Here is a 20,620-nt window from a genome sequence, read left to right as displayed (position 1 = left end):
CGTTTTCGATAAGTATCAGGACCAAGTTAGTGCGCTAAGGGACGCTGATGCAGGATGCATAAACGGATACGCTTGGACTGAAACTGGTTCTGTGTGTCCCAGTTAAACTTCGCGCGAACAATTTACCACTGTTTGTTTCTGTCGACGAACCGTAACGTAAAGCCCCCGCCCACCCATAACCCGAAGTCAAATTTCCCATCTTTGTTCTCAAGGATGTTATTTCATTCACTGTGGTTCTGCGCCAATTGTCTCTGTAATTAAATCTGATGCTCGCGAGGTGAGAGCAGTAACGGTCGTAAGCGCCATCTTTTCCATAGGTTGAGCTGTCAAAATCATCATCCCAGTTTAAGCCAGTGTTTTGAAATCTTGCAAAATTTTCGGGGCTACCCGTCACTGAAGAATCACTTTGAAACGATTCGTAGGTTTTCCCTGAGTTTGTTGACGTGGTGTCTGCTGTGTAACCCAAATGAAGCATCAGTGCTTCGCTAGGGGTGCCTGTAAACAAATTCTCTGTGACCGTTTCTGCGATGACTTTGAGGCATACGCCCGTCGCAGTGTTCGAGCTGGCGTCGTCAACAGCACCACCGCACAGCGACAAAGCCGTTGTCGTCACCGTCACTATATTGCTCGTAATTGATCCTATGCTGGCAGTCACCTCCGACGTGCCGGCGGCCATCGCATTCATTTGTGGGCCAGAAAACGTCGCTATGCCTGAATCAGAAATGTTCATTGTGACGCTATTGGAAACATCACTGACCGTTCCTTCGTTATAGGTGCCTGTAACAGTAAATGTCTGAGAAGCATCGTATTCCATCGTTGAGGTTATGGCGTTACTTCCACCGACTTGAGGGTTAATTCCATTAAGCTCGGGCGTCAATTCAAGAGAGACTATGTAGGGTGGAACAACATCTAAGCCAAAGGCATTACTTGATCTGCCTCCGACTGTGGCTGTGATGAAAGCAGAGCCAAGCGACAGAGCTTTAACTAAGCCCGTCGAAGAGACCGAAAGCACACTGTTGTCTGAAGATGTCCAAACAACGCCATTATTGAGTGTCGATTTCGAGAGGGGAGCGGAAGAAGTGATGACTTTTAACTGCAACGTTTGACCGGGAGAAAGTTGCAGGAGTATTTGAGCTCCAGTCTCTCCATCGGTCTGAATATCAATGGAATTTGGAGCCGTTTGCGCTGTATCTGTACTTTGGTCACTATTGCTGCCGATCCAGATAAAATCGCCATTGCATCCAGCGAGATGCAAGCACAACAAAACGATGAAACCTTGATAAACAACTTTCACCAAGTACTACCTCTGTACAACAAAGTGCATATGCATAGTTAAAGCGTAGTCCAAAGATGGGAATTACAACACTTTCAAATGAATATTTTTTCATTGTAAGTATCTATAGAATATAAATTTTACCTTTATAGGCACATCAGTTTCGTTTCAAATTCTCCGTACTTCCCACGTTCAGATCTTCGTCCAGCTTTGCTTTGATCTCATCAATCAAATCCATAATTGAAGCGGCTTCATCAGGTGTCGCCCCATCGAGCAATGCATCTTGAAGTAGTGAATTAATGCGTTCCTTCCTTAAAAGAAACAAATCATGCAGTGAATACGCCACTTCCAAACGACGTTTAGGGAATTGTTCGATGAGATGGCGCAGAATCTCTCCGGAACGTTTTGGATAGGCCATGACAATATTTTTGGCGACGTCATTGGCATTCAATGCCGAGCCTTGCAGAGCGAGTTTAATCAACAAACCCGGATCAGAGGGATTTTGTCCCAGGGCAGCAATCAAGAGTTTCAGTTCTGGATTGGTGGTGTTGGTGTCTTTAAAGTCGAGCATAGGATCAAGCTCAGATGCCCCAGGAATAGGTTGGACACTGACCTTGAACGTGTTGGTTGAGGGTATTTTTTCTGTTCGGACGTACAGCTTCCGGATCATGAGGAACACAAACACAAAAACATGAACCGTAATGATGTAGTAATAGAGCCACACCACGCTAAATTCGCTCATCAAAGAACTGGCGACAATCGGGCCGATCACTCCGCCAGCGCCCAATAATATTTGCATAGTGCTGGTAACGGGCATCGCTTCTTTTGGATCGATGTGGTCAAACACTTGTGTCACTGCTAACGGAAACAATGCCACGCCAGAACCACCGGAAATCCAGAACAGTACCGCCAATAACTCTATTGGGTAGGGATGGAAGTTATCGAATACGATCAAACTGTTGCTGACCACGCCCATCACCATTAGCCCTGATGCGATGACGCGTTTGTCATATCTGTCCGCTAACCATCCGGTGGGAAACTGGGTAAGCAACCCGCCCATTTGATACGAACCCAAAATAAGCGATAGCCAAATCCCCGAAATACCTTTGCTGTATGCGTATAGCGAAATGAGTGACACGCTTGACGCGTTAATCAAACCCGCACAAAAACACAAAAGTGTTCCCGAGGGGGAATAATCCCAGAGTTTCTTTAACGTAATCGGTGTGCTTCTCGCCGGTAATTCAGGCGCGGGTAGTCGGCTCATGGACATAATGATGAGCGAGAAACACAGAAAAACAGAGATTAAGCCAAACAAACGCGGATCTTGTTCGTTGAACATACTGAACAGAAAGGGCGCAGTACCAAAACCAATCGCAAAACAAATCTGATACGTGCCGTAAACGCGCCCTCGATTGCTTCGGTCACTTAAAACGTTGAGCCAGCTTTCCAGCGTGATGAATGAAGTCACATAGCAAAAACCGGCGATCATCCTAAGCGCGCCAGTGAGCCAAATGTCCGTGGTGTAACTGTGGATCACGGACACAATCGACAGCATCGCCGCCATGGATGCAAATGCCCGAATATGACCTGCACGCAGCACGGCACGTGAACCAAATAGCCCCGCACAAATTGCGCCTACGGCAAACATACTCATGGCGAGACCAATGTTTGAGGTCTCATAGCCTGTTTCCTTCATGCGTATAGGGAGCATGATGAAGAAAAGGTTATGGCTGATGGCAAAGCCAAAAATGGTAAAAAGGATGGGGCGTATACGCCAAAATATATTTGTTTTCATATCCGTATGTCGTCAGGCTCTTCCAATTTAAGCGTAGACTTAATTTCTAAACGCAAATGTCATCAATTCAGACAGTTTCAAGCATGCAGAAGTGATAAATAGACACGGTGAGAGCCGTGCTTTCTGCTTTGCAAATTGAACAATGATTGGGGCTGGTTTTTCACCAAAATAGTACCATGAGATGGCACTAAACCTTGGTCTCATCAGGAAGTGATAGCGCTATCTCTTGGCTTTTTGACAGCATTCTTATTAATGGAATAGCAATGACTTGGGTATCAATAGTTTTGCTTTTTCGACCTAGGGTTTGATTTTGGTGGATGAATAGCAAAAATGTACTTTTCTGTGTCTTTGAAATGGCTTTTATTTTAAATTGGATAGGCTCTTACTGTCATGCTTTGCCAGGGTGTAAACCATTCTTATTGAATTCTAATGGCAATAACTATTCGTTAAATTAGGAGGGGTTATGGTAAGTCTGGAAAAATTAAAACCTGATCATGAAAATGAAATACGGAAAATCACACTTGGTGATGAACAAGCGAAATATACAGCCCTTCCTGATGCGTTTCTTTCTAGTGATAGAGGAAGCGCCGAACATTTTGTTGTCATGCTTGATGGCGTTGTCGTTGGGTACTTCAAAATTGAACGAGATTTTTCTACTCAACGTAATGCTTGTGATGAGAATGCTATTGGGCTTAGGAAATTTGCGATTGATCTAAATCAGCAAGGGAAAGGATTAGGCAAAGCGGCGGTCTTATTGTTGGGGAAGATGGCGAAGGAGTATTTCCCAGAAGCAGATTGGTTGTACTTGACCGTGAACTGCAAAAATACAGTTGCATATCAGTGTTATCTCAAGGGTGGCTTTGAAGACACACATGAGCGCTATCTTGGTGGACCCAATGGCCCACAGCACATTATGAGGCTTGAGATCTAGCACCAGAAAACGCGTAAAGTGAATGCCTATTCAGTCTTATGTTTATATTTTCTGTTGATCATCTGCCTTTGTTGGTTAATATTGGTTTCTTGTATTAATAAATATTCTAAATTTAAAACCCTCTTATTCTCTTTTTCTTTTACATTGGATATTTCGAATTGAGATATCGTCTCTTGGGTGAGTCATTTAATTCCATTTAACACCAATGATCTTTCCTTTAATAAACTGTGATCCTGTTTCCGTTAACAAATATTTACATTTACATTGTGTGGAAGAATATAGTCCTGAGTGTTTGACTGATCTAGTCAAATAAAAAGGACGACATCTATGAACACATTCAACGTTAGTGGTAGAAAGCTGTTGGTCGTGGCAATGAGTGCCGCATTGCTGACGGGTTTTGCAGGCTGTGAAGATCCAAGGTGGGTTGCAAATAAAGTTAGCAAGGCAATCAAGGAAAAGAATCTTGTTGATCATCTTGAGGCCATGGAAGTAGCGGCCGTGCCAACGCCCGATGGCAGTTCAACAACACGCGCTGCGGGGACTGAAGGTTACGCTAATTCCGCGGATTATATCAAAGCCACGCTGGAAGCGAATGGCTACGATGTCACATTCCAACCTTTCGATTTTAGAAGCTGGTCTGAACAAGATGGCACAACGTTAAGCGTCAATGGGCAAGCGCTTGTTCATGTACGTGATGCAACGGACGATATTCCGGCGGACTATGCTGCCATGTCTTACTCTGGTGGTTCTGATGGCGCGTTGAACGCTGACATTGCCTTTGTGACGCCCGATTTTGATTTTGAATCCCCAGACTACGATGATACTGATGGTTGTGAAGCCGCCGATTTTGATGGCGTAGACGTGACCGGAAAAGTGGCGGTGATCCAGCGTGGTGGCTGTACATTCAATGCGAAAGTCGTGAATGCGGAAAACGCAGGTGCGGTTGGCGCTATTGTGTTTAACCAAGGTAATAATGACGGTCGTAAAGCCGTGGTCAACGGCACCTTGGGCAGTGACAGTGAAGCGGGTATACCTGCGTTTGGTGCTCGCTATGATCTCGGTAAAGCTTGGTATGACCTTGCGCAATCGAATGCGGTCGCTGCGGCGTTGAATATCGGTGTTGAAGACGAAGTTGTTGTGACACAAAACCTCCTAGCAGAAACCAAAAAAGGTAACCCTGATCAGATCGTGATGCTGGGCGCACATTTGGATTCTGTGCAAGAAGGACCGGGCATTAACGATAACGGTTCCGGTAGTGCGGGGATCTTGGAATACGCGATTCGCCTAGAGAAGAAAATGAGGCAACTTCCGGTTAACCAAAAGAACAAAGTCCGTTTCGCTTGGTGGGCGGCAGAAGAAGCTGGCTTGGTCGGTTCTAACTACTACACCGAAGAGGTGTTAGGCGGTTATTACAACGATGCACAAGCACAAATCATGGAAGAGGAAGGTGTCACTGATCCGGCAGACCTCACCGCGGCACAGCGTGAATTGGTCGATGCGCGTTATCTTGAAATCAACCCGATTAAAATGTACCTCAACTTCGACATGATCGGCTCGCCAAACTATGTGTTTGGTGTGATGGATGGTGATTTGTCAGATACCAAAGACAGCCCAGACAATGCATACCCAGGTGACTTTGAGCCACCAGAAGGTACGTCGCACATCGAAGGTCTGTTCAACGAGTTCTTTACTGATAAAGATGAATCCACTGTGCCGCAAGCCTTATCAAAACGTTCGGATTACTCGGGCTTTGCCGATTGGGGAATTGCGTTTGGTGGTCTGTTTACAGGGGCTGAACAAATCAAATCCGCAGAGGAAGCCGAGCAATTTGGCGGTGATGTAGATGTCGCTTACGACAAGTGCTATCACCAAGCCTGTGATGATCTCAATAACGTGAGCAACAAAGCGTTAAGAGTGAACTCGAAAGCGCTAGCTTACGTGGCGACCTTCTATGCGATGAGTGATGATCTCTATGCGGATGGACGTGAAGATGAACCTGAACAGCGCACACTGCTGCGTTCTTTGTCGGTGCAAGAATCTAGCAATCAACACCGTATTGGTCAGAAAATTAAATCTGCATCGCGTGAAGTGTCTGATCATGGTCACTTCCATGGTGATTTCGACCAAGACCGCGAATAGTCAGCAGATAGACTGGATCGCGTTTGTTAGTGCAACAGAGTGAATACAGTAAAGCTGATTAAGAAGTAAAACCTAAAACCTAAAACCTAAAACCAAGGGAGCCAAATGGCTCCCTTTTTGATTTTCTATGTATTTATCCCCAAACGAGATTATTTGGCCATTTCTCCTGCTTGCATGGCCAGGCGCATTTGGCTATTTGCCGCACCAAACCCTGTGTATCCATTGCGTTGGACAATCTCAAAGCAGAATCTGCCTGCAAACAAAGTGGTATAGAGTTGGTAGAAACTGCCGTTTTCATCTTCGTCATACAAAATATTAAAGCGCTTGAGCTTGGCAATAGTTTCATCCGACAGGTCGAATCGTGCCGCTAAATCGTCGTAGTAATTGACCGTTGCCGGTAAGGTCGTGGTTTGTTGGGCATCCATAAACGCGGCCGTCGCGAAAATATCTTTGGTGGAGAGCGCAATATGGTTAACGCCCGTGCCTGCGTATTGATCGAGGATACGGCTAGATACCGTGCGTGAAGCTTGGCTGCTGTTTAAGGTAAAGCTCACGCCGCGATCAGGCGTTTGTAGGGCTTGGCTTCGAATCAGACCGCCGGGATCGGTAACATTCACGGTTGGCATGGTTCTCATGCTGAACATCGAACGGAACACCAGCACAGAGTGGAGCATTTCTTCGTAGCTCATCGAGAGCGCAATATGATCGACTTTATTCAAAAACGCCTGCGCCTCGACATCGCTATGCCACTGAAATTCACGCTCCCAATGAGCCGGTTTTTCTGACCCATCCACCATATAAAGCAAGCTTTCACCTGGGCCATAAATGGCAGGAATACCGTGTGTGTCGGTGTTTGGGTTGCCATAAACGGGGGTGAATTCCAGTTTCTTGGCGCGCTCCACCATGTCTTTCACGTTATCGCAGGTCATGCCGACCGCACAGACTGAAACACCGTGATGCTGGTGGAAGTTCTGTGCAAAACTATCTGGCTCCATGTTCATCACCAGATTGATATTGCCTTGTCGCCACAACTCAACATGTTTCTTTTTGTGTGTCGCTGCATGGCTGAAACCCAGTTGAGAAAGCAGCTTGGTGAGACTTTTCTTCTCGGTATCGTTCAGTGCAAACTCAATGAATTCGATGTCACGAGGTGGCGACACGACGGGAATAGACGTTGCGTCCTCGTCGGGTGTTTTTTCCGCAGCGTGGTTGGCGAACACTAATGAACGATATCCATCACGCGCTGTTTTCTCTGCTGATCCCGCACGAAACTGGTCGTTGAATATTTCCAGCGAGAAAGGACCGTCATAGCCTGTTGCATGCATGTTGGCGACGAAGTGGTCAATCGGCAAATCACCTTGGCCGGGGAAACAACGGTAATGTCGGCTCCAGCTTAGGTGATCCATTGACAAACTTGGCGCATCCGCAACTTGCACGAGAAATATTCTGTCACCGGGAATGTTGAGCATGGTATCAAGCTCAGTTTGGCGCGAGAAGATGTGAAAGGTGTCTAGGCACAGCCCAACGGCATCATGGTTTGCTCGACGCACGATTTCCCACGAATCGCGATAGTCATAGACGTATTTCCCCCATGCCAGCGCTTCATAAGCAATCCGCATATTACGCTTCGATGCGCGCTCGCCTAACTCATGAAAATCATCGGCTGCTCGTTGAATACCACCCAAGGCATGCGGTGATGTATTGCTGCAGACCATTAACAGATCCGTACCCAACTCTTCCATTAGGTCGAATTTTCGCTCAGCGCGATCAAAGGCTTTTTGGCGATAAGGAGCAGGTAAACCTTCAAAGTCTCGAAAGGGCTGATAGGTCACCACTTCTAAACCGTGATCGTCCAACATACGGCGGATTTCTTTCACAGAACCGTTGTGGGTGATCAGATCACTTTCGAAAATTTCGATGCCACGAAAGCCGGCTTTTGCGATAGCTTCAATACGTTCACGAAAGGTGCCTGACAAACATACAGTTGCAATGGAGTAGATCATGCCTCGTCTCCGTATGTCGCCATGAGTCCGTCGATGGCCAGTGCATAACCTTTTACGCCAAACCCAACAACAATGCCTGCTGCAACGGGGGAAAGATAAGAATGATGACGAAATTCCTCACGGGCATGGATATTGGAAATATGAATTTCAATGACAGGGACTTGTGCGCCTTTAATGGCATCTTGTAAGGCCACTGACGTATGGGTGAACGCACCGGCATTAAACACCACGCCGATCATGTCACCGTTTGCGATTTTTCTTCCCGCATCATGCATAGCATCAATCAGGACACCTTCATGGTTGCTTTGCATAAACTCAATCGCCACGCCGTGTTTTTGGGCGGCGTCGTGACAGAGTGTTTCGACATCCGCGAGCGTTGTGTTGCCGTACAGGCCGGGTTCACGTTGGCCTAACAAGTTGAGATTTGGGCCATTCATTACCAGTATTGATTTCATCATTTACTTCCTTGTCCAATCCGAAAATATTAACCAATATCATCGATATATACGGTTCTTCCCGTTTTCACGGCCTCTAAAACGGCTTCGGTGACACGAAGGTTCTGAAGTCCATCTCGCACTGTTACCAAGGGTTTTTCTTGCTTGCGTATCACTCGACAAAAATGATTAAGCTGCTCAACCAAAGGATCTTTGCGCTCAAGGGTAATGGTTTCGCTGGTAAAGGGTTTCCACCAAGAACGATCAGCTTTTATCGGATAATGTTTAAGGCGCATGGTAGGCACTGAAATAGAGCCGTCAGTGCCTGCAATGTGGTAGCAATTTTCATCAGTGCTCGTGGCGTACGCTTTGTTTTCTTGCGAGGTTTGCTCCCAGCTAGAGCCAGAAGCTGCCGTGTCTGAGAGTAAAAATGTCCCCAACGCGCCATTGGCAAAGCTGAGGTTAATCGACACCGTGTCTTCCACATCAAAGTTGCGGCGACGGTTTGATGCCATGGCCTGTACCGCAACAATTTCGCCGCATAAATAGCGAAGGTTGCCAATTTCATGGATGAGATTAATCAGAATAGGGCCGCCGCCTTCTTTGGTGCGCCATGGTGCGGCGTCAAAGTAATCATCGGGTTTACAGAACAGTGCGCAACCTTGTACGGCGACCAAGGCTCCCAGCACGTCGGAGTCAATTAGCTCTCGTGTCCGCTTGATGATGGGGCTATGCATACGATGGTGTCCAACCAATAGGGTGTCCCAAATACCTGGAGAGCGCATTGCAATGTTGAGTAATTCCGTCGCTTCTGCCACTGAATGTGCCACGGGCTTTTCAATCAAGACGGGAACCTTGTATTCCATGCACACTTTGGTTTGCTCGACATGCATGTTGTTAGGGGTGGCAAGGATAACGCCATCAACACGTAAAGTAGCAAGCATGTCGTTCAGATCAGAGAAGTGCGGGACGCCACATTTTTTTGCGAGTTCAATGCTGGCTTCAAAAGGGTCGACAATGGCTGCAAGCTGACAGACTTCGCTGCTTTGGATGAGCTGAATGTGATTTTTGCCAATCAGACCAGCACCAACGACAGCAAGGTTTAATGGTTCCATGTGGGGCGAATATCCTTATTAGTTAATAGCGATATGCAGGGAGCGTGTCGCAGATGAAGACGAGTTAGCGTTGTTCACCAAACTCACGTAAGCGCTCAACAAATCCACCTAAGTGCGATTCCAATGCGTGAACACAGGCCGGAAGGTCACGATTTAGTGCGGCCTCTAAAATCACCTGATGTTCGTCAATAATATGTGAGCCTCGAAAGCCATTAGTGCGCAGTTCCATCATCACAAACTGTCGGAACTGATCGTAGATCTGTCGGTGGTAGTGCATGTGTAATTCCGAATCGCAGGCACCAATCAATGCCGCATGGAACTCGTAATCGCAGCGATGCCACATCATGAAGTTGTCTTCAATGTTGTTGCGCATTTTGCTCTCTACATGCTCAAGCTTGTGGTGGGCAGCAACCAGATTGCTTTCCCATTCCATATCGCCATTAACAAAAGATTGCTCTGCGCCATTGGATTCAAGAAGAATGCGCAGCCGCGTCAGCTCTTCCATCTTCTTGGTTGAGAAGCTAGCGACGTGAAACCCTTTTTGCCCTTCAGCAATCACTAAACCATCGCTGGCTAGTCGCGTCAGGCATTCGCGTAATAAGTTCACACCGCTGCCATAGCGTGTTTTTAGCGACTCCATACGCAGACGGCTTCCGGGTTTATAGTCGCCTCTTAATAAATCTGTTCTTAACGTTTCATAGAGGTTCATTGCCTCTGGCCTCAAGCGTTGGATTAACCTACATCCACATTCTCGTCCTAATAAAACGAAGAATATGTCTTATTTTTATGAATTCACTATAAGTCAAAAAATGTCCCTCAAAATGAATAATGGGTGATGTTTTAACAAATGAGACACATTTGGGTAACAACGACGTAATCGGATCGTCTACGCTATGTTCATGTTAAACGGTGCGCTGATTTTTTGACCAAGGGGGTCATTAAGCAAACCAAATGCTGGGTACTTGAATCACAAGGGCCCATACAAAGGAGTGGTGTATGAAATTGTTGTCCAGATCCTCGGCAAGCTGGCTGAGCAACGTCACGAAAGCAACAACGTTGGCGATTGCGATGCTTTCTGTAACGGCTGCTAGTGCTGCGGATATGAAGTTGCGCTTATCGGCGCCAAGTTCGGAAACTGACCAACGTGCAATTGCATTAACGGAAGTCTTTGGGCCAGGCGTAGCGAGTTTTGCGGAGTTTGAACCGCACTGGAATGCTTCATTGTTTAAGCAAGGCACAGAGCTAGAAGCCATTGCTCGTGGCAACCTTGATATGGCGATGGCATCGGCGCAAGAATTGGCCGAATTCATTCCTGCCTTTTCTATTTTCGCAGCGGGCTACATGCACCGTGATGCGGACCATCAGGTCGCGGTGTTTAATTCTGATGCCATGGACCCTTTGAAAGAAGAAGTGGAAGATCTGCTGGGCGTGAAACTGCTTAGCGTCATTTATCTAGGTCGTCGTCAGTTGAACCTTCGTACTGATGAGGAAGTGAAAACACCGGCAGATTTGGCGGGTGTGAAACTGCGTATGCCAGGTTCAGATTCATGGCAGTTCTTGGGTAAAGCGCTGGGCGCAAACCCAACACCAATGGCCTTTACCGAAGTGTATACCGCTTTGCAGACTGGCGCGGTTGACGGACAAGACAACCCATTGCCAACCGATAAAGATGCCAAGTTCTACGAAGTGACTAAGCAGATTGTATTGACGAATCACTTAGTGGATTTGAACTATTTAGCGGTATCGAAAAAAGTGTGGGATGACTTAACGCCTGAACAGCAAACCCAAATGCAGAAAGCGGCTGATGATGCTGCGGCTTATGGGCGCAAAAACCAACTGGCATTGGAAGCTGAGTTGGTGGATTTCTTCCGCGAGCAAGGTTTGAAAGTGTATGAGCCTAATCTAGAGGCTTTCCGTTCACACGTTCAAAAAGCGTACCTTGAGTCTGAGTTTTCTGAAAGCTGGCCGAAAGGCATGGTGGAAAACATCAACAACCTGTGAGGTTTAACGCGTGAAAACTATTCTGCTTTGGTTTCAGCGAATAGCAGATGGGGTTGCGGTCATTATGTTGGCCGCAATGTTCCTGATTTTTTGTGCGCAAATATTCTCCCGATATGTCCTTAATGCTCCTATTGGCTGGTCTTCAGAGCTTCTGCTGACACTTTGGCTGTGGGTGATTTTTTGGACGGGCGCATTTTGTTTGCGTAACAAAGATCATATTCGCTTTGATCTTCTTTTTTTAAGTGTTCCGGGAAAGGTACAACGTATTTTTCTTATTTTGTCTGCATTGGGCATCATCATCGGTTTTGGCATCAGCTTTCTGCCGACATGGGACTACATCACTTTCTATAAGATCAAGAAGAGCGCGATCTTAAAATGGCGCCTCGACTATGTATTCAGCATTTACGGGGTATTTCTGGGCGTCATTATTCTCCGCTACGGTATTGCACTGATTCAGTATTTGAATCCGAATTACAAAGTGCAAGACGATGATAAGGACGAGCAGGTGGAAGAATGAGTTTGGCGTTAACACTATGCTTGGTCACTGTGTTGCTTTTGGCTGCATTCGGTACGCCAGTATCATTTTCAATGATCATTGGTGCTATCGTTTATCTCTTGGTGAGCGGTCAAGATTTAGCACTGGCTGGTGAGCAGATTATTCAAGGTTTCTACAACAGCTTTATCCTGTTGGCGGTTCCTCTGTTTATTGCCGCTGCCAATATCATGAATGCGGGCAGTATTACGGATCGACTGCTTCAATTCTGTGTGGCTATGGTGGGGCATTTCCGAGGTGGACTGGGTCACGTGAATATCGTTTCCAGTTTGATTTTTTCGGGTATGTCTGGCTCTGCGGTCGCAGATGCGGCAGGCGTCGGGCGAGTTATCATTAACATGATGACCAAAGATGGACGCTATCCGCCTGCTTATGCCGCTGCGGTGACGGCGGCTTCTGCGACGATAGGTCCTATTATCCCGCCTTCGATCCCGATGGTGATTTATGCCTTGGTGTCGGATACCTCGATTGGCTATTTGTTTATCGCAGGCTTGTTACCGGGTTTATTGATGGGCGCTGTATTGATGGGAATGAACACCTATCTTGCGACCAAAATGAATATTCCTAGAGAGCCTAAAACACCAACGAAAGACATTCCTGGGATAACTTTCCGAGCGTTACCAACACTCTTAATGCCAGGTATTCTGTTGTTTGGTATTTATGGTGGTGTGACGACACCAACGGAAGCAGCAGCAGTCGCAGCAGCGTATGCGTTGATACTGGCGGCAGTCGTTTACCGTTCTATTAGTTTGAAAGAACTGTATGCGGCACTGAAGGAAAGTGCGTTTTCATCAGCATCAGTGGGTTTGGTGATTGGCTCAGCGCTAATCTTCAATTACATCATTGCGACGGAAAATGTGCCAACTTCTATCGCGAATATGATTGAAGCCGCTGATTTATCGCCAATGGCGTTCCTGATCATCGTTAATCTGATTTATCTTGCACTGGGCTTCTTGCTGGATGCGACAACCGTTATTTTGGTTATCGTTCCACTGTTTATTCCTGCGTGTCGTGAGTTAGGTATCGATTTGGTTCATTTTGGCGTGATAACGATTGTGAACCTGATGATCGGGCTGATAACACCGCCTTATGGTGTGCTGTTGTTCGTGATAAATGGAACCACAGGCATACCGTTAGCGGGCATTATTAAACAAGTGATCCCGTTTATTTGTGTATTGCTGGTGGCCTTGGTCATCATGATTTTGACTCCCGACGTGGTGTTGTGGATTCCGCGCCTAATGGGATATCAAGGATAGACACGAACAACGTTTGACGAGTTTGCATTATGTGAACGCAGACAGGCGAGGACCGATTTATGTAAAAGAGAAGGCTATACGCCTTCTCTTTTTGTTTTTGTCGAATGTCTGCCGGATGTGAAACCGAATTGCTTGGGTTGTCATATACCAGCTAAAGATAAGGATTGGAGATCCACCGAGGCTTACTCTGTCTTGAGTGATTAACATCCACCCATAAGACAAAAACCAGCCACCCTGGCTGGTTTTTTAACTTCCTCGGTATGTGGAATAGCCATAAGGAGAAACAAGTAAAGGAACATGAAAGTGTTTCGTGGCATCGGATACACCAAATCGGATCACGATGTCATCCAGAAAAGGAATGGGTTCAAGAGGCGTATTCGTCGAACGAAAATAAGCGGCAGTTGAAAAGACAAGCTGGTAAAGACCTGGGGCACAGTCATCATCGATTAGCAGGGGAGCATGTGTTCTGCCATCATCATTGGTCACGGTTGAAACCAGCGGCTGAAGCCCGTCATCACCGATACGGTAGAGTGAGATTTTGATGCCCTTTGCTGGCACACCTCTCGCGGTATCGAGAACATGTGTCGTCAATTTTCCCATGCGTTATCACCTCTGTTTCTTACTTCGACCGAAATACCGAAATCATCTCAATACGTCTATCTCTGTGTCAAAATTCCCTGAAACGGGCGCAGTACATTTGTTCGCGCCATATTAAAAACTTAGCATTCCGTAAGGCATTTTTCTAACGTGTCGCTGAATAAAATGTAAGCAAAAAAGAGCATAACATGTTCGTTTTTGTGTTTTGCTTGTTGACGCACAGATTGGCAAGTCAGTTTATTACGGGAGGTGTGTTTGAGGCATTGAGGCATTGAGGGGTTGGCACAAATTATAGCCAACCCCTGCAACAGTTACGCTGGTTGCAGCGACGCGCGAACCAACGGTTTATCGTTGATTGGAAGGTGAAGCAGTGCTGCAGCAAGTGCTAGCACAACCGTTGCCCACCAGATTGGCGTATACGAACCATAGAAGTCGTATATACGGCCACCTGCCCACGCACCCAAGAAGCTGCCAATTTGGTGGGTAAAGAACACCAAACCATAGAGGGTAGACATGTAACGCGGGCCGAAGATTTGTCTGACTAGGCCAGAGGTTAACGGCACTGTGCCTAACCAGCAAAAACCGATAGCCGCGCCAAATACGATCGCGGTTTCTGTTGTCAGTGGCAGTGTCACAAACAAAGAAAGCACAACGGCTCGCATCAGATAAAGGCTCGTCATCACATAGCGCTTGTTGAATCGGTCACCCATCACGCCCCAAAAATAGGAGCCAAAAATATTGAATATTCCCACATAAGCCAATGCCATCGCTGCGGTATTGCCCGGTAACCCTTTATCCGCAATGTAGCTAGGCAAGTGGGTGGCAATAAACATCACCTGAAAACCACATACAAAGAAGCCTGCATGGATAAACCAATAGCCCGGATGGCGAAAAGCTTCTGCCAGCGCTTGACGCAAGGTTTGGGTGTCTGCCGTGGTTTGTGATTGTCCTTCACTTGTTGCACTCTTCATGAATACTGAAAAGGCGATGATCACCGTACACAGCACGGCGAATACTTGCATGGCCGTTTGCCAATCGTAGTTTGCCAGCATGCTTTGCGCGCCGGGGATCACGGCAAACATGCCGAACGAACCTGCCGCGGTTGTCAGACCAAACGCTTTGGCTGTGTGCTCTGCCGGCACGACTTTCGCCACAGCGCCTAGCACGATGACATAGCTGGTTGCACTCAGACCAAGACCGACTAAAACACCGATAGACAAGAACAAAACGCCAGAGCTGGTGGCGATAGATGTGAGATACAGACCCAGAGCGTAGGCAATACCGCCTAAGGCGACAATGCGTTTAGCGCCGAAGCGATCTGCTGCCATACCGATAAAAGGTTGGAACATGCCAAACATGAGGTTTTGCACGGCAATGGCAAGGCTAAAAAATTCACGTCCTGATTGGAACGTGTCGCTGATAGGCATCATGAAAATGCCGAAAGATTGCCTGATCCCTAGGCTGATAATCAAAATCCCTATCCCCAGCCATACCATTAGTGGGAACCGGAAAATGCTCATAGATGTACCTTAAAATTGAGTATAAAAAGTGGGTGTTAATAAAAGTGTTTGATATCAAGGGCGGTTGTTCAGCTTACTCTGGTGATTCCATGTGGTGTCGCTGGTGACAGCCACCATCCACGGCGTAATCTGAGAGCGCACGTTGTAGTGGCGAACAATGATGAACACCGATCAGGGTAATAATCAGCACAGCTAGCCAACGTGTTAACTGGGCGGAAAGTGATTGCGAGTTCATGTCGATCCCAGAGATTGAAAGGCGCGTAGAGTAGTGGCATCAACACTATGAAGCAAATGAATTGAACGCAAAAAGGTCATGCATAAAATGCATGACCTTTTGATACACTTGCCGAGAGTAGTAAATGGAAGATTGAGAGGAGAATAAACTGCTCAGTGAGCGGGGCACCAGGTATAAACCGTATTGATGTCGGTTGCGGGCATTTTTAGGACCTTGTTGCTGCCACGGATCTCGTTTTGTTTTAGCGCCGCATCAATCGTTTTGCTGGCGGGCAGTCCTGCATGAGACAAAATCTGCGAGACAGCGTCTTGCGGCTGTTTGACGAAATCTTCGTAATTGATCGTGATTAAATCGAGATCAAGCTCTTGTACTTCCTGCTTGGTGGTTTGCATTAACTTGTTTAATTGAAAAGCAGTGCCTGCGACGGCATGGTCGCGCAGCATGTCGTATTGCGCCAGCTCCTGCAAAGAGTACGCGCCGCGCCACCAGAGTAAATGTCTGCCTAAATACTCCCATTCTTCCGTCGAAATCATGGAGTGCACTGTGGAGGCGGGATCACGCACGATATTGACGAATTTAGCATCGGGAAAAATGCTGTGCAAAAAGCAGAGTCTGGCGGGGCCAGTAAAACGCAAACCGAGTTGCGCTTTTTGTGAAAGGATTAAGCGTTTCGCCAATACGTCTTTTATGGTTGTAATTTCCATCGGCGTGGCGTGTTTTCCACGCAGAAAACCGCGATCAAAATCAATGTCGTCACGGGTTGATTCGTCCCAAAAAGAAATCGCTTCAGAAGGCACCGGTGAAAACTCTTTCGCAAGGCTTCCAAGAAGAGAAGATGATTGTGCCGCATGGTTTCGCCAACCCGACGCATGGTGAAAGAGTCGATGTTGCCAATCAGATCGTGGGTGTTTTTCAAAGTTCTTATCGAGCCAGCACAGATCGCGATGATGAAAGATGAGATCAGAAATGAAGGTTACCCCAGATCGAGGAGGGCCAACAAAAATCAGCGGTTTATTTAACGCAGATGAGGTGTCGTTCATTCTGATGCTCCTTCAACGGGTTACCTAAGAAGGAGCAATTTAGATGCCAGTGATCTATGCCAGTAGAATCAAGGATTTGTTACTAGATGCTGTGCGGCATGGCAACTTGAGTTGCAAATTGAAAACGCAAATGTCGCAGAAATCGATTATTGCTCAAGCGTTTGATGTTCGACAAAAGCAAACATTGACGCGATGACATAGTCACGATCACCGCCGCCATGTTCTTTGATAGAGCGAATGGCATTATCGACAACCTTATCGCCTGCTTTTTCTCTTAATCGCTCAACTAGCTGGATTAAAAAGTCAGGCGTGAATTCCGGATGGCACTGCATCGTTAGAATGTGGTTCTCTTTTGCTGTTATCGCAAACGGGCAAAATGTGGATCCCGCGATGACACTAAAGTCAGGTGCAGGAGATTGCACCTGATCTTGATGGCATGCGATCAGATTGAGTGCGGTAGGCCGTGAAGACATGGAGCCTTGATCACGGTTCATGCTTTCGATGGGATAAACACCCATCCCCCAGCCTTTGTTCGATTTATCTGCTCGTCCACCAAGTGCTTGGTGAATGAGCTGGTGGCCGAAGCATACGCCGAGCAAAGGGCGTTTTGCTTCATCGCAGCGTCTTACGAATTCACTGACGGCTTTTATCCACGAATCTGGGTCGTAGACTCCCCATTTACTGCCTGTGACAAGCCAGATATCGCAATCGTCAGGGCTATTTGGATACTCTTCTTCAAAGCAGCGAAAGGTCGAATAGCTATTGATCGCGCTATCCTGAAAAAGACGCTTGAACGCATCGTCGTAGTGACCATAAGTTGGAATGGACTCGGGGTAGTGATCGTCACACAACAATATGCCAAGTTTCATAACCTTATCCGTGCTCCTTGCTCGTTATGGCATTCCAATGAATAGTACTCATAGTAGACCAAGCATATATTATGTCTTTTGAGTATAAGTTAATGTACGAATTACTAGATATATACTGATTCACTCAAATAATGGTTTCACATTCTAACTATTTGTCATTGATGAGTTTTTTATCTGGTCATTTTCTGAAAGACTAATTTTAACGACTAGGCTGGTTATTTTTTGACTCATTGAATTCAAAAACATGCTCTCTTACACAGATTCAATGTGTTCGGTCTTTTATTGTTAGGTTAAACTCAAGTAAGATGCAGCACAAAGTCGAGCGTCATACTGACGCATGGCGAGCCAAAATCATAGTGGAGAAACAAGCTTGATTAGTGTTTTCCTTGTAGATGATCACGAGCTGGTTCGCACAGGGATACGTCGTCTTCTCGAAGATGAACGTGGTGTAAAAGTGGTAGGGGAAGCCGAAAGCGGTGAGGAAGCAGTCAAGTGGTGTCGTAGTAATCATGCAGACATTATCTTGATGGACATGAACATGCCTGGTATTGGAGGTTTAGAAGCGACACGAAAGCTTCTGCGTTATAACCCCGATGTTAAGATTATTGTTCTTACTATTCATACAGAAAACCCATTTCCGACCAAAGTCATGCAGGCCGGTGCCGCAGGTTACCTGACCAAAGGGGCGGGGGCGAACGAAATGGTGAATGCGATACGCGCGGTGAATAGCGGTCAACGCTATATTTCACCAGAAATCGCACAACAAATGGCGTTGAGTCAATTTACACCGGATGCAGAGAACCCTTTTAAGAATCTTTCTGAGCGCGAGCTGCAGATTATGATGATGATTACGAAAGGGCAGAAGGTGACAGATATTTCTGAGCAATTGAACCTTAGCCCCAAAACAGTTAACAGCTACCGGTACCGCTTGTTCAGCAAGTTAGCTATTAATGGTGATGTTGAACTGACCCATTTGGCAATTCGCCATGGTATGCTAGACACAGAAGCTCTCTAACCAAAACTGTTCGCTGTGTTTGATGCCAAAAATTTCTTAAAAACCGTCTCTGACAAACCGGGCGTCTATCGCATGATGGACGCTTCTGGAGAGATCATTTACGTCGGTAAAGCAAAGTCGCTGAAAAAGCGACTTTCTAGCTACTTTCGCACAAATGTGGTGGGGGAGAAAACGCGTGCATTGGTGAAAAATATCACCAATGTAGAAGTGACGATCACTCACAGCGAAACCGAAGCGCTCATTCTTGAGCATAATCTCATCAAGCAGCACTTACCGCGCTACAACGTATTGCTGCGTGATGATAAGTCATATCCCTATATTTTCCTGTCTGCCAGCAAGCATCCTCGCTTGTCGATTCACCGTGGTGCGAAAAAGCGAAAAGGTGAATATTTTGGTCCGTTCCCTGATGCGGGCGCGGTAAGACAAAGTCTTTATCTTCTCCAGAAAATATTTCCTGTTCGCCAATGTGAAGACTCGGTGTATGCCAACCGTTCACGACCTTGCTTGATGTATCAAATTGGGCGATGTGCAGGACCTTGCGTGAGTGGCATTATTTCCGATGACGACTACGCAGAGTTGGTCAACTTCACGCGCTTATTTTTGCAAGGCAAAGACCAACAGGTTTTCTCTACGCTGGTGGAAAAAATGGAGCTGGCCAGCAAAGAGTTGGCGTTTGAAAAAGCCGCCCAATACCGAGATCAAATTCAGGCGCTTCGTCGTGTTCAGGAACAACAATTTGTTTCTCAAAACAGTGAAGATGACTTGGATGCGATTGGCGTGTCTATTGAGAATGGCATTGCGTGTATCCACGTGTTGTTTTTGCGCCAAGGTAAAGTGCTTGGCAGCCGTAGCTATTTTCCGAAAATGCCCGCCAATACTGATATCAATGAACTGGTGTCGAGTTTCGTTAGTCAGTTTTATTTTAATCAAGCAGAAGGGCGCACTATTCCTACCAGCATTTTGATAGGGCAGGATTTAGGTGACGAGATAGAATCCCTTGCCACTGCCTTGTCGGAGATCGCAGGTCGAAAAGTGCATTTGCAGAGCAAGCCTCGAGGTGCGCGCGCACGTTTTTTGAAGCTAGCACAAACCAATGCCGCCACGGCGTTAACGACTAAGATCAACCAAAAAATGACGATACATAATCGTTTCTCCGTGCTGGCGGATGCGCTAGATCTTGAACCGATCAAACGGATGGAATGTTTTGATATCAGCCACACCATGGGTGAGCAGACAGTGGCATCTTGCGTGGTATTTAATCAAGACGGCCCAGTAAAACCAGAATATCGTCGTTATAACATCACCGGTATCACGGGTGGCGATGATTATGCTGCGATGGCGCAGGTGCTTGAGCGTCGTTACAGTAAGCAAACCGATCCTGACAAAATCCCAGACATCATTCTTATTGATGGTGGTAAAGGGCAGCTGAATAAAGCGTGGGAGGTCGTTAGACCGCTTCTAGATGATTGGCCAAGGCATCCGCTACTGTTAGGGGTCGCAAAAGGCACCACACGCCGCCCTGGGCTCGAGACGTTGATAAAGGTTAGCGGCGAAGAGTTTTCTATGCCGTCGGATTCGCCCGCACTGCACCTGATTCAGCATATTCGCGACGAAAGTCATAACCATGCGATTTCTGGACACAGAGCCAAGCGCGCGAAAGTGCGAAAAAGCAGTGTGTTGCAAGAAATCGAAGGTGTTGGGCCGAAGCGTCGACAAGCTTTGCTTAAATACTTGGGCGGAATTCAGGAACTTAAGCGAGCATCTGTTGAAGAAATAGCCAAAGTGCCAGGAATTAGCCGAGTTTTGGCAGAGAAAATTCATTCCTCATTGCAACAGCAGTGACT

The 20,620-nt window shown here is 46.7% G+C and carries 18 protein-coding genes; 7 read left to right on the top strand and 11 right to left on the bottom strand.

What is annotated here, in order from left to right:
• Positions 1-34 precede the first annotated feature (34 nt).
• Both A1OO_RS10465 and A1OO_RS10460 read right to left on the bottom strand, forming a co-directional pair.
• The gene (locus A1OO_RS10465) at positions 35-1,294 is read right to left on the bottom strand and encodes an Ig-like domain-containing protein (protein ID WP_241819092.1); all 1,260 of its coding nucleotides are present in this window, start codon (positions 1,292-1,294) and stop codon (positions 35-37) included.
• Between the two features lie 136 nt (positions 1,295-1,430).
• Positions 1,431-3,068 (bottom strand): MFS transporter, encoded by a 1,638-nt coding sequence (locus tag A1OO_RS10460; protein ID WP_017002985.1) that lies wholly within the window; start codon positions 3,066-3,068, stop codon positions 1,431-1,433.
• A 463-nt stretch (positions 3,069-3,531) separates the two neighbouring features.
• Between A1OO_RS10460 and A1OO_RS10455 the strand changes: the two genes are divergently transcribed.
• Complete coding sequence (locus A1OO_RS10455; RefSeq protein ID WP_017002984.1) at positions 3,532-3,999, top strand: GNAT family N-acetyltransferase; 468 nt, start codon at positions 3,532-3,534, stop codon at positions 3,997-3,999.
• Positions 4,000-4,326: 327 nt separating this feature from the next.
• Complete coding sequence (locus A1OO_RS10450) at positions 4,327-6,138, top strand: M28 family metallopeptidase (RefSeq protein ID WP_017002983.1); 1,812 nt, start codon at positions 4,327-4,329, stop codon at positions 6,136-6,138.
• 149 nt (positions 6,139-6,287) lie between these two features.
• Here A1OO_RS10450 and A1OO_RS10445 read toward each other — a convergent pair whose 3' ends face one another.
• The 4 genes from A1OO_RS10445 to A1OO_RS10430 all read right to left on the bottom strand — a co-directional run bounded on the left by A1OO_RS10445 (position 6,288) and on the right by A1OO_RS10430 (position 10,399).
• The gene (locus A1OO_RS10445; protein ID WP_017002982.1) at positions 6,288-8,141 is read right to left on the bottom strand and encodes a bifunctional sugar phosphate isomerase/epimerase/4-hydroxyphenylpyruvate dioxygenase family protein; all 1,854 of its coding nucleotides are present in this window, start codon (positions 8,139-8,141) and stop codon (positions 6,288-6,290) included.
• Positions 8,138-8,596, bottom strand: coding sequence for a type II 3-dehydroquinate dehydratase (aroQ, locus tag A1OO_RS10440; RefSeq protein ID WP_017002981.1), 459 nt, complete (start codon positions 8,594-8,596; stop codon positions 8,138-8,140). Before aroQ ends, A1OO_RS10445 begins: the two co-directional genes overlap by 4 nt.
• Positions 8,597-8,625: 29 nt before the next feature.
• Positions 8,626-9,690, bottom strand: a complete 1,065-nt coding sequence (locus A1OO_RS10435) for a Gfo/Idh/MocA family protein (protein WP_016958072.1) — start codon at positions 9,688-9,690, stop codon at positions 8,626-8,628.
• A 64-nt stretch (positions 9,691-9,754) separates the two neighbouring features.
• On the bottom strand, positions 9,755-10,399 hold the full coding sequence (locus A1OO_RS10430; protein ID WP_026023807.1) for a GntR family transcriptional regulator: 645 nt from the start codon (positions 10,397-10,399) through the stop codon (positions 9,755-9,757).
• 287 nt (positions 10,400-10,686) lie between these two features.
• Between A1OO_RS10430 and A1OO_RS10425 the strand changes: the two genes are divergently transcribed.
• From A1OO_RS10425 to A1OO_RS10415, 3 genes are read left to right on the top strand one after another with little or no spacing between them, the layout of a single operon-like run.
• Positions 10,687-11,691 carry a sialic acid TRAP transporter substrate-binding protein SiaP gene (locus A1OO_RS10425; RefSeq protein WP_017002979.1) on the top strand — a complete coding sequence of 335 codons (1,005 nt, stop codon included), beginning with the start codon at positions 10,687-10,689 and terminating at the stop codon, positions 11,689-11,691.
• 10 nt (positions 11,692-11,701) lie between these two features.
• Complete coding sequence (locus tag A1OO_RS10420; RefSeq protein WP_016958069.1) at positions 11,702-12,208, top strand: TRAP transporter small permease; 507 nt, start codon at positions 11,702-11,704, stop codon at positions 12,206-12,208.
• On the top strand, positions 12,205-13,500 hold the full coding sequence (locus tag A1OO_RS10415) for a TRAP transporter large permease (protein WP_016958068.1): 1,296 nt from the start codon (positions 12,205-12,207) through the stop codon (positions 13,498-13,500). Before A1OO_RS10420 ends, A1OO_RS10415 begins: the two co-directional genes overlap by 4 nt.
• 246 nt (positions 13,501-13,746) lie before the next feature.
• On the opposite strand, the gene uraH is transcribed toward A1OO_RS10415, so the two are convergent.
• The 5 genes from uraH to A1OO_RS10395 form a co-directional block, all read right to left on the bottom strand.
• Positions 13,747-14,100, bottom strand: a complete 354-nt coding sequence (gene uraH / locus A1OO_RS10410) for a hydroxyisourate hydrolase (protein ID WP_017002978.1) — start codon at positions 14,098-14,100, stop codon at positions 13,747-13,749.
• Between the two features lie 308 nt (positions 14,101-14,408).
• Entirely contained in the window at positions 14,409-15,617 is a 1,209-nt protein-coding gene (locus A1OO_RS10405; RefSeq protein ID WP_017002977.1) for an MFS transporter, read from the bottom strand.
• Positions 15,618-15,690: 73 nt separating this feature from the next.
• On the bottom strand, positions 15,691-15,852 hold the full coding sequence (locus A1OO_RS23570) for a hypothetical protein (RefSeq protein ID WP_198928789.1): 162 nt from the start codon (positions 15,850-15,852) through the stop codon (positions 15,691-15,693).
• Between the two features lie 152 nt (positions 15,853-16,004).
• A complete protein-coding gene (locus tag A1OO_RS10400; RefSeq protein ID WP_017002976.1) occupies positions 16,005-16,892 on the bottom strand; it encodes a sulfotransferase family protein in 888 nt (295 codons plus the stop codon).
• 146 nt (positions 16,893-17,038) lie between these two features.
• The gene (locus A1OO_RS10395) at positions 17,039-17,761 is read right to left on the bottom strand and encodes a glutamine amidotransferase-related protein (protein WP_016958063.1); all 723 of its coding nucleotides are present in this window, start codon (positions 17,759-17,761) and stop codon (positions 17,039-17,041) included.
• 370 nt (positions 17,762-18,131) lie between these two features.
• Between A1OO_RS10395 and uvrY the strand changes: the two genes are divergently transcribed.
• Complete coding sequence (gene uvrY / locus A1OO_RS10390; RefSeq protein ID WP_026023806.1) at positions 18,132-18,776, top strand: UvrY/SirA/GacA family response regulator transcription factor; 645 nt, start codon at positions 18,132-18,134, stop codon at positions 18,774-18,776.
• A 6-nt stretch (positions 18,777-18,782) separates the two neighbouring features.
• A complete protein-coding gene (uvrC, locus tag A1OO_RS10385) occupies positions 18,783-20,618 on the top strand; it encodes an excinuclease ABC subunit UvrC (RefSeq protein WP_277814531.1) in 1,836 nt (611 codons plus the stop codon).
• The last annotated feature ends 2 nt before the right edge of the window (positions 20,619-20,620 follow it).

It is taken from the genome of Enterovibrio norvegicus FF-33, from assembly GCF_000286835.2.
GTDB classification, from domain to species: Bacteria; Pseudomonadota; Gammaproteobacteria; order Enterobacterales; family Vibrionaceae; genus Enterovibrio; species Enterovibrio norvegicus_A.
This window is presented reverse-complemented; position numbering and strand designations above follow the sequence as displayed.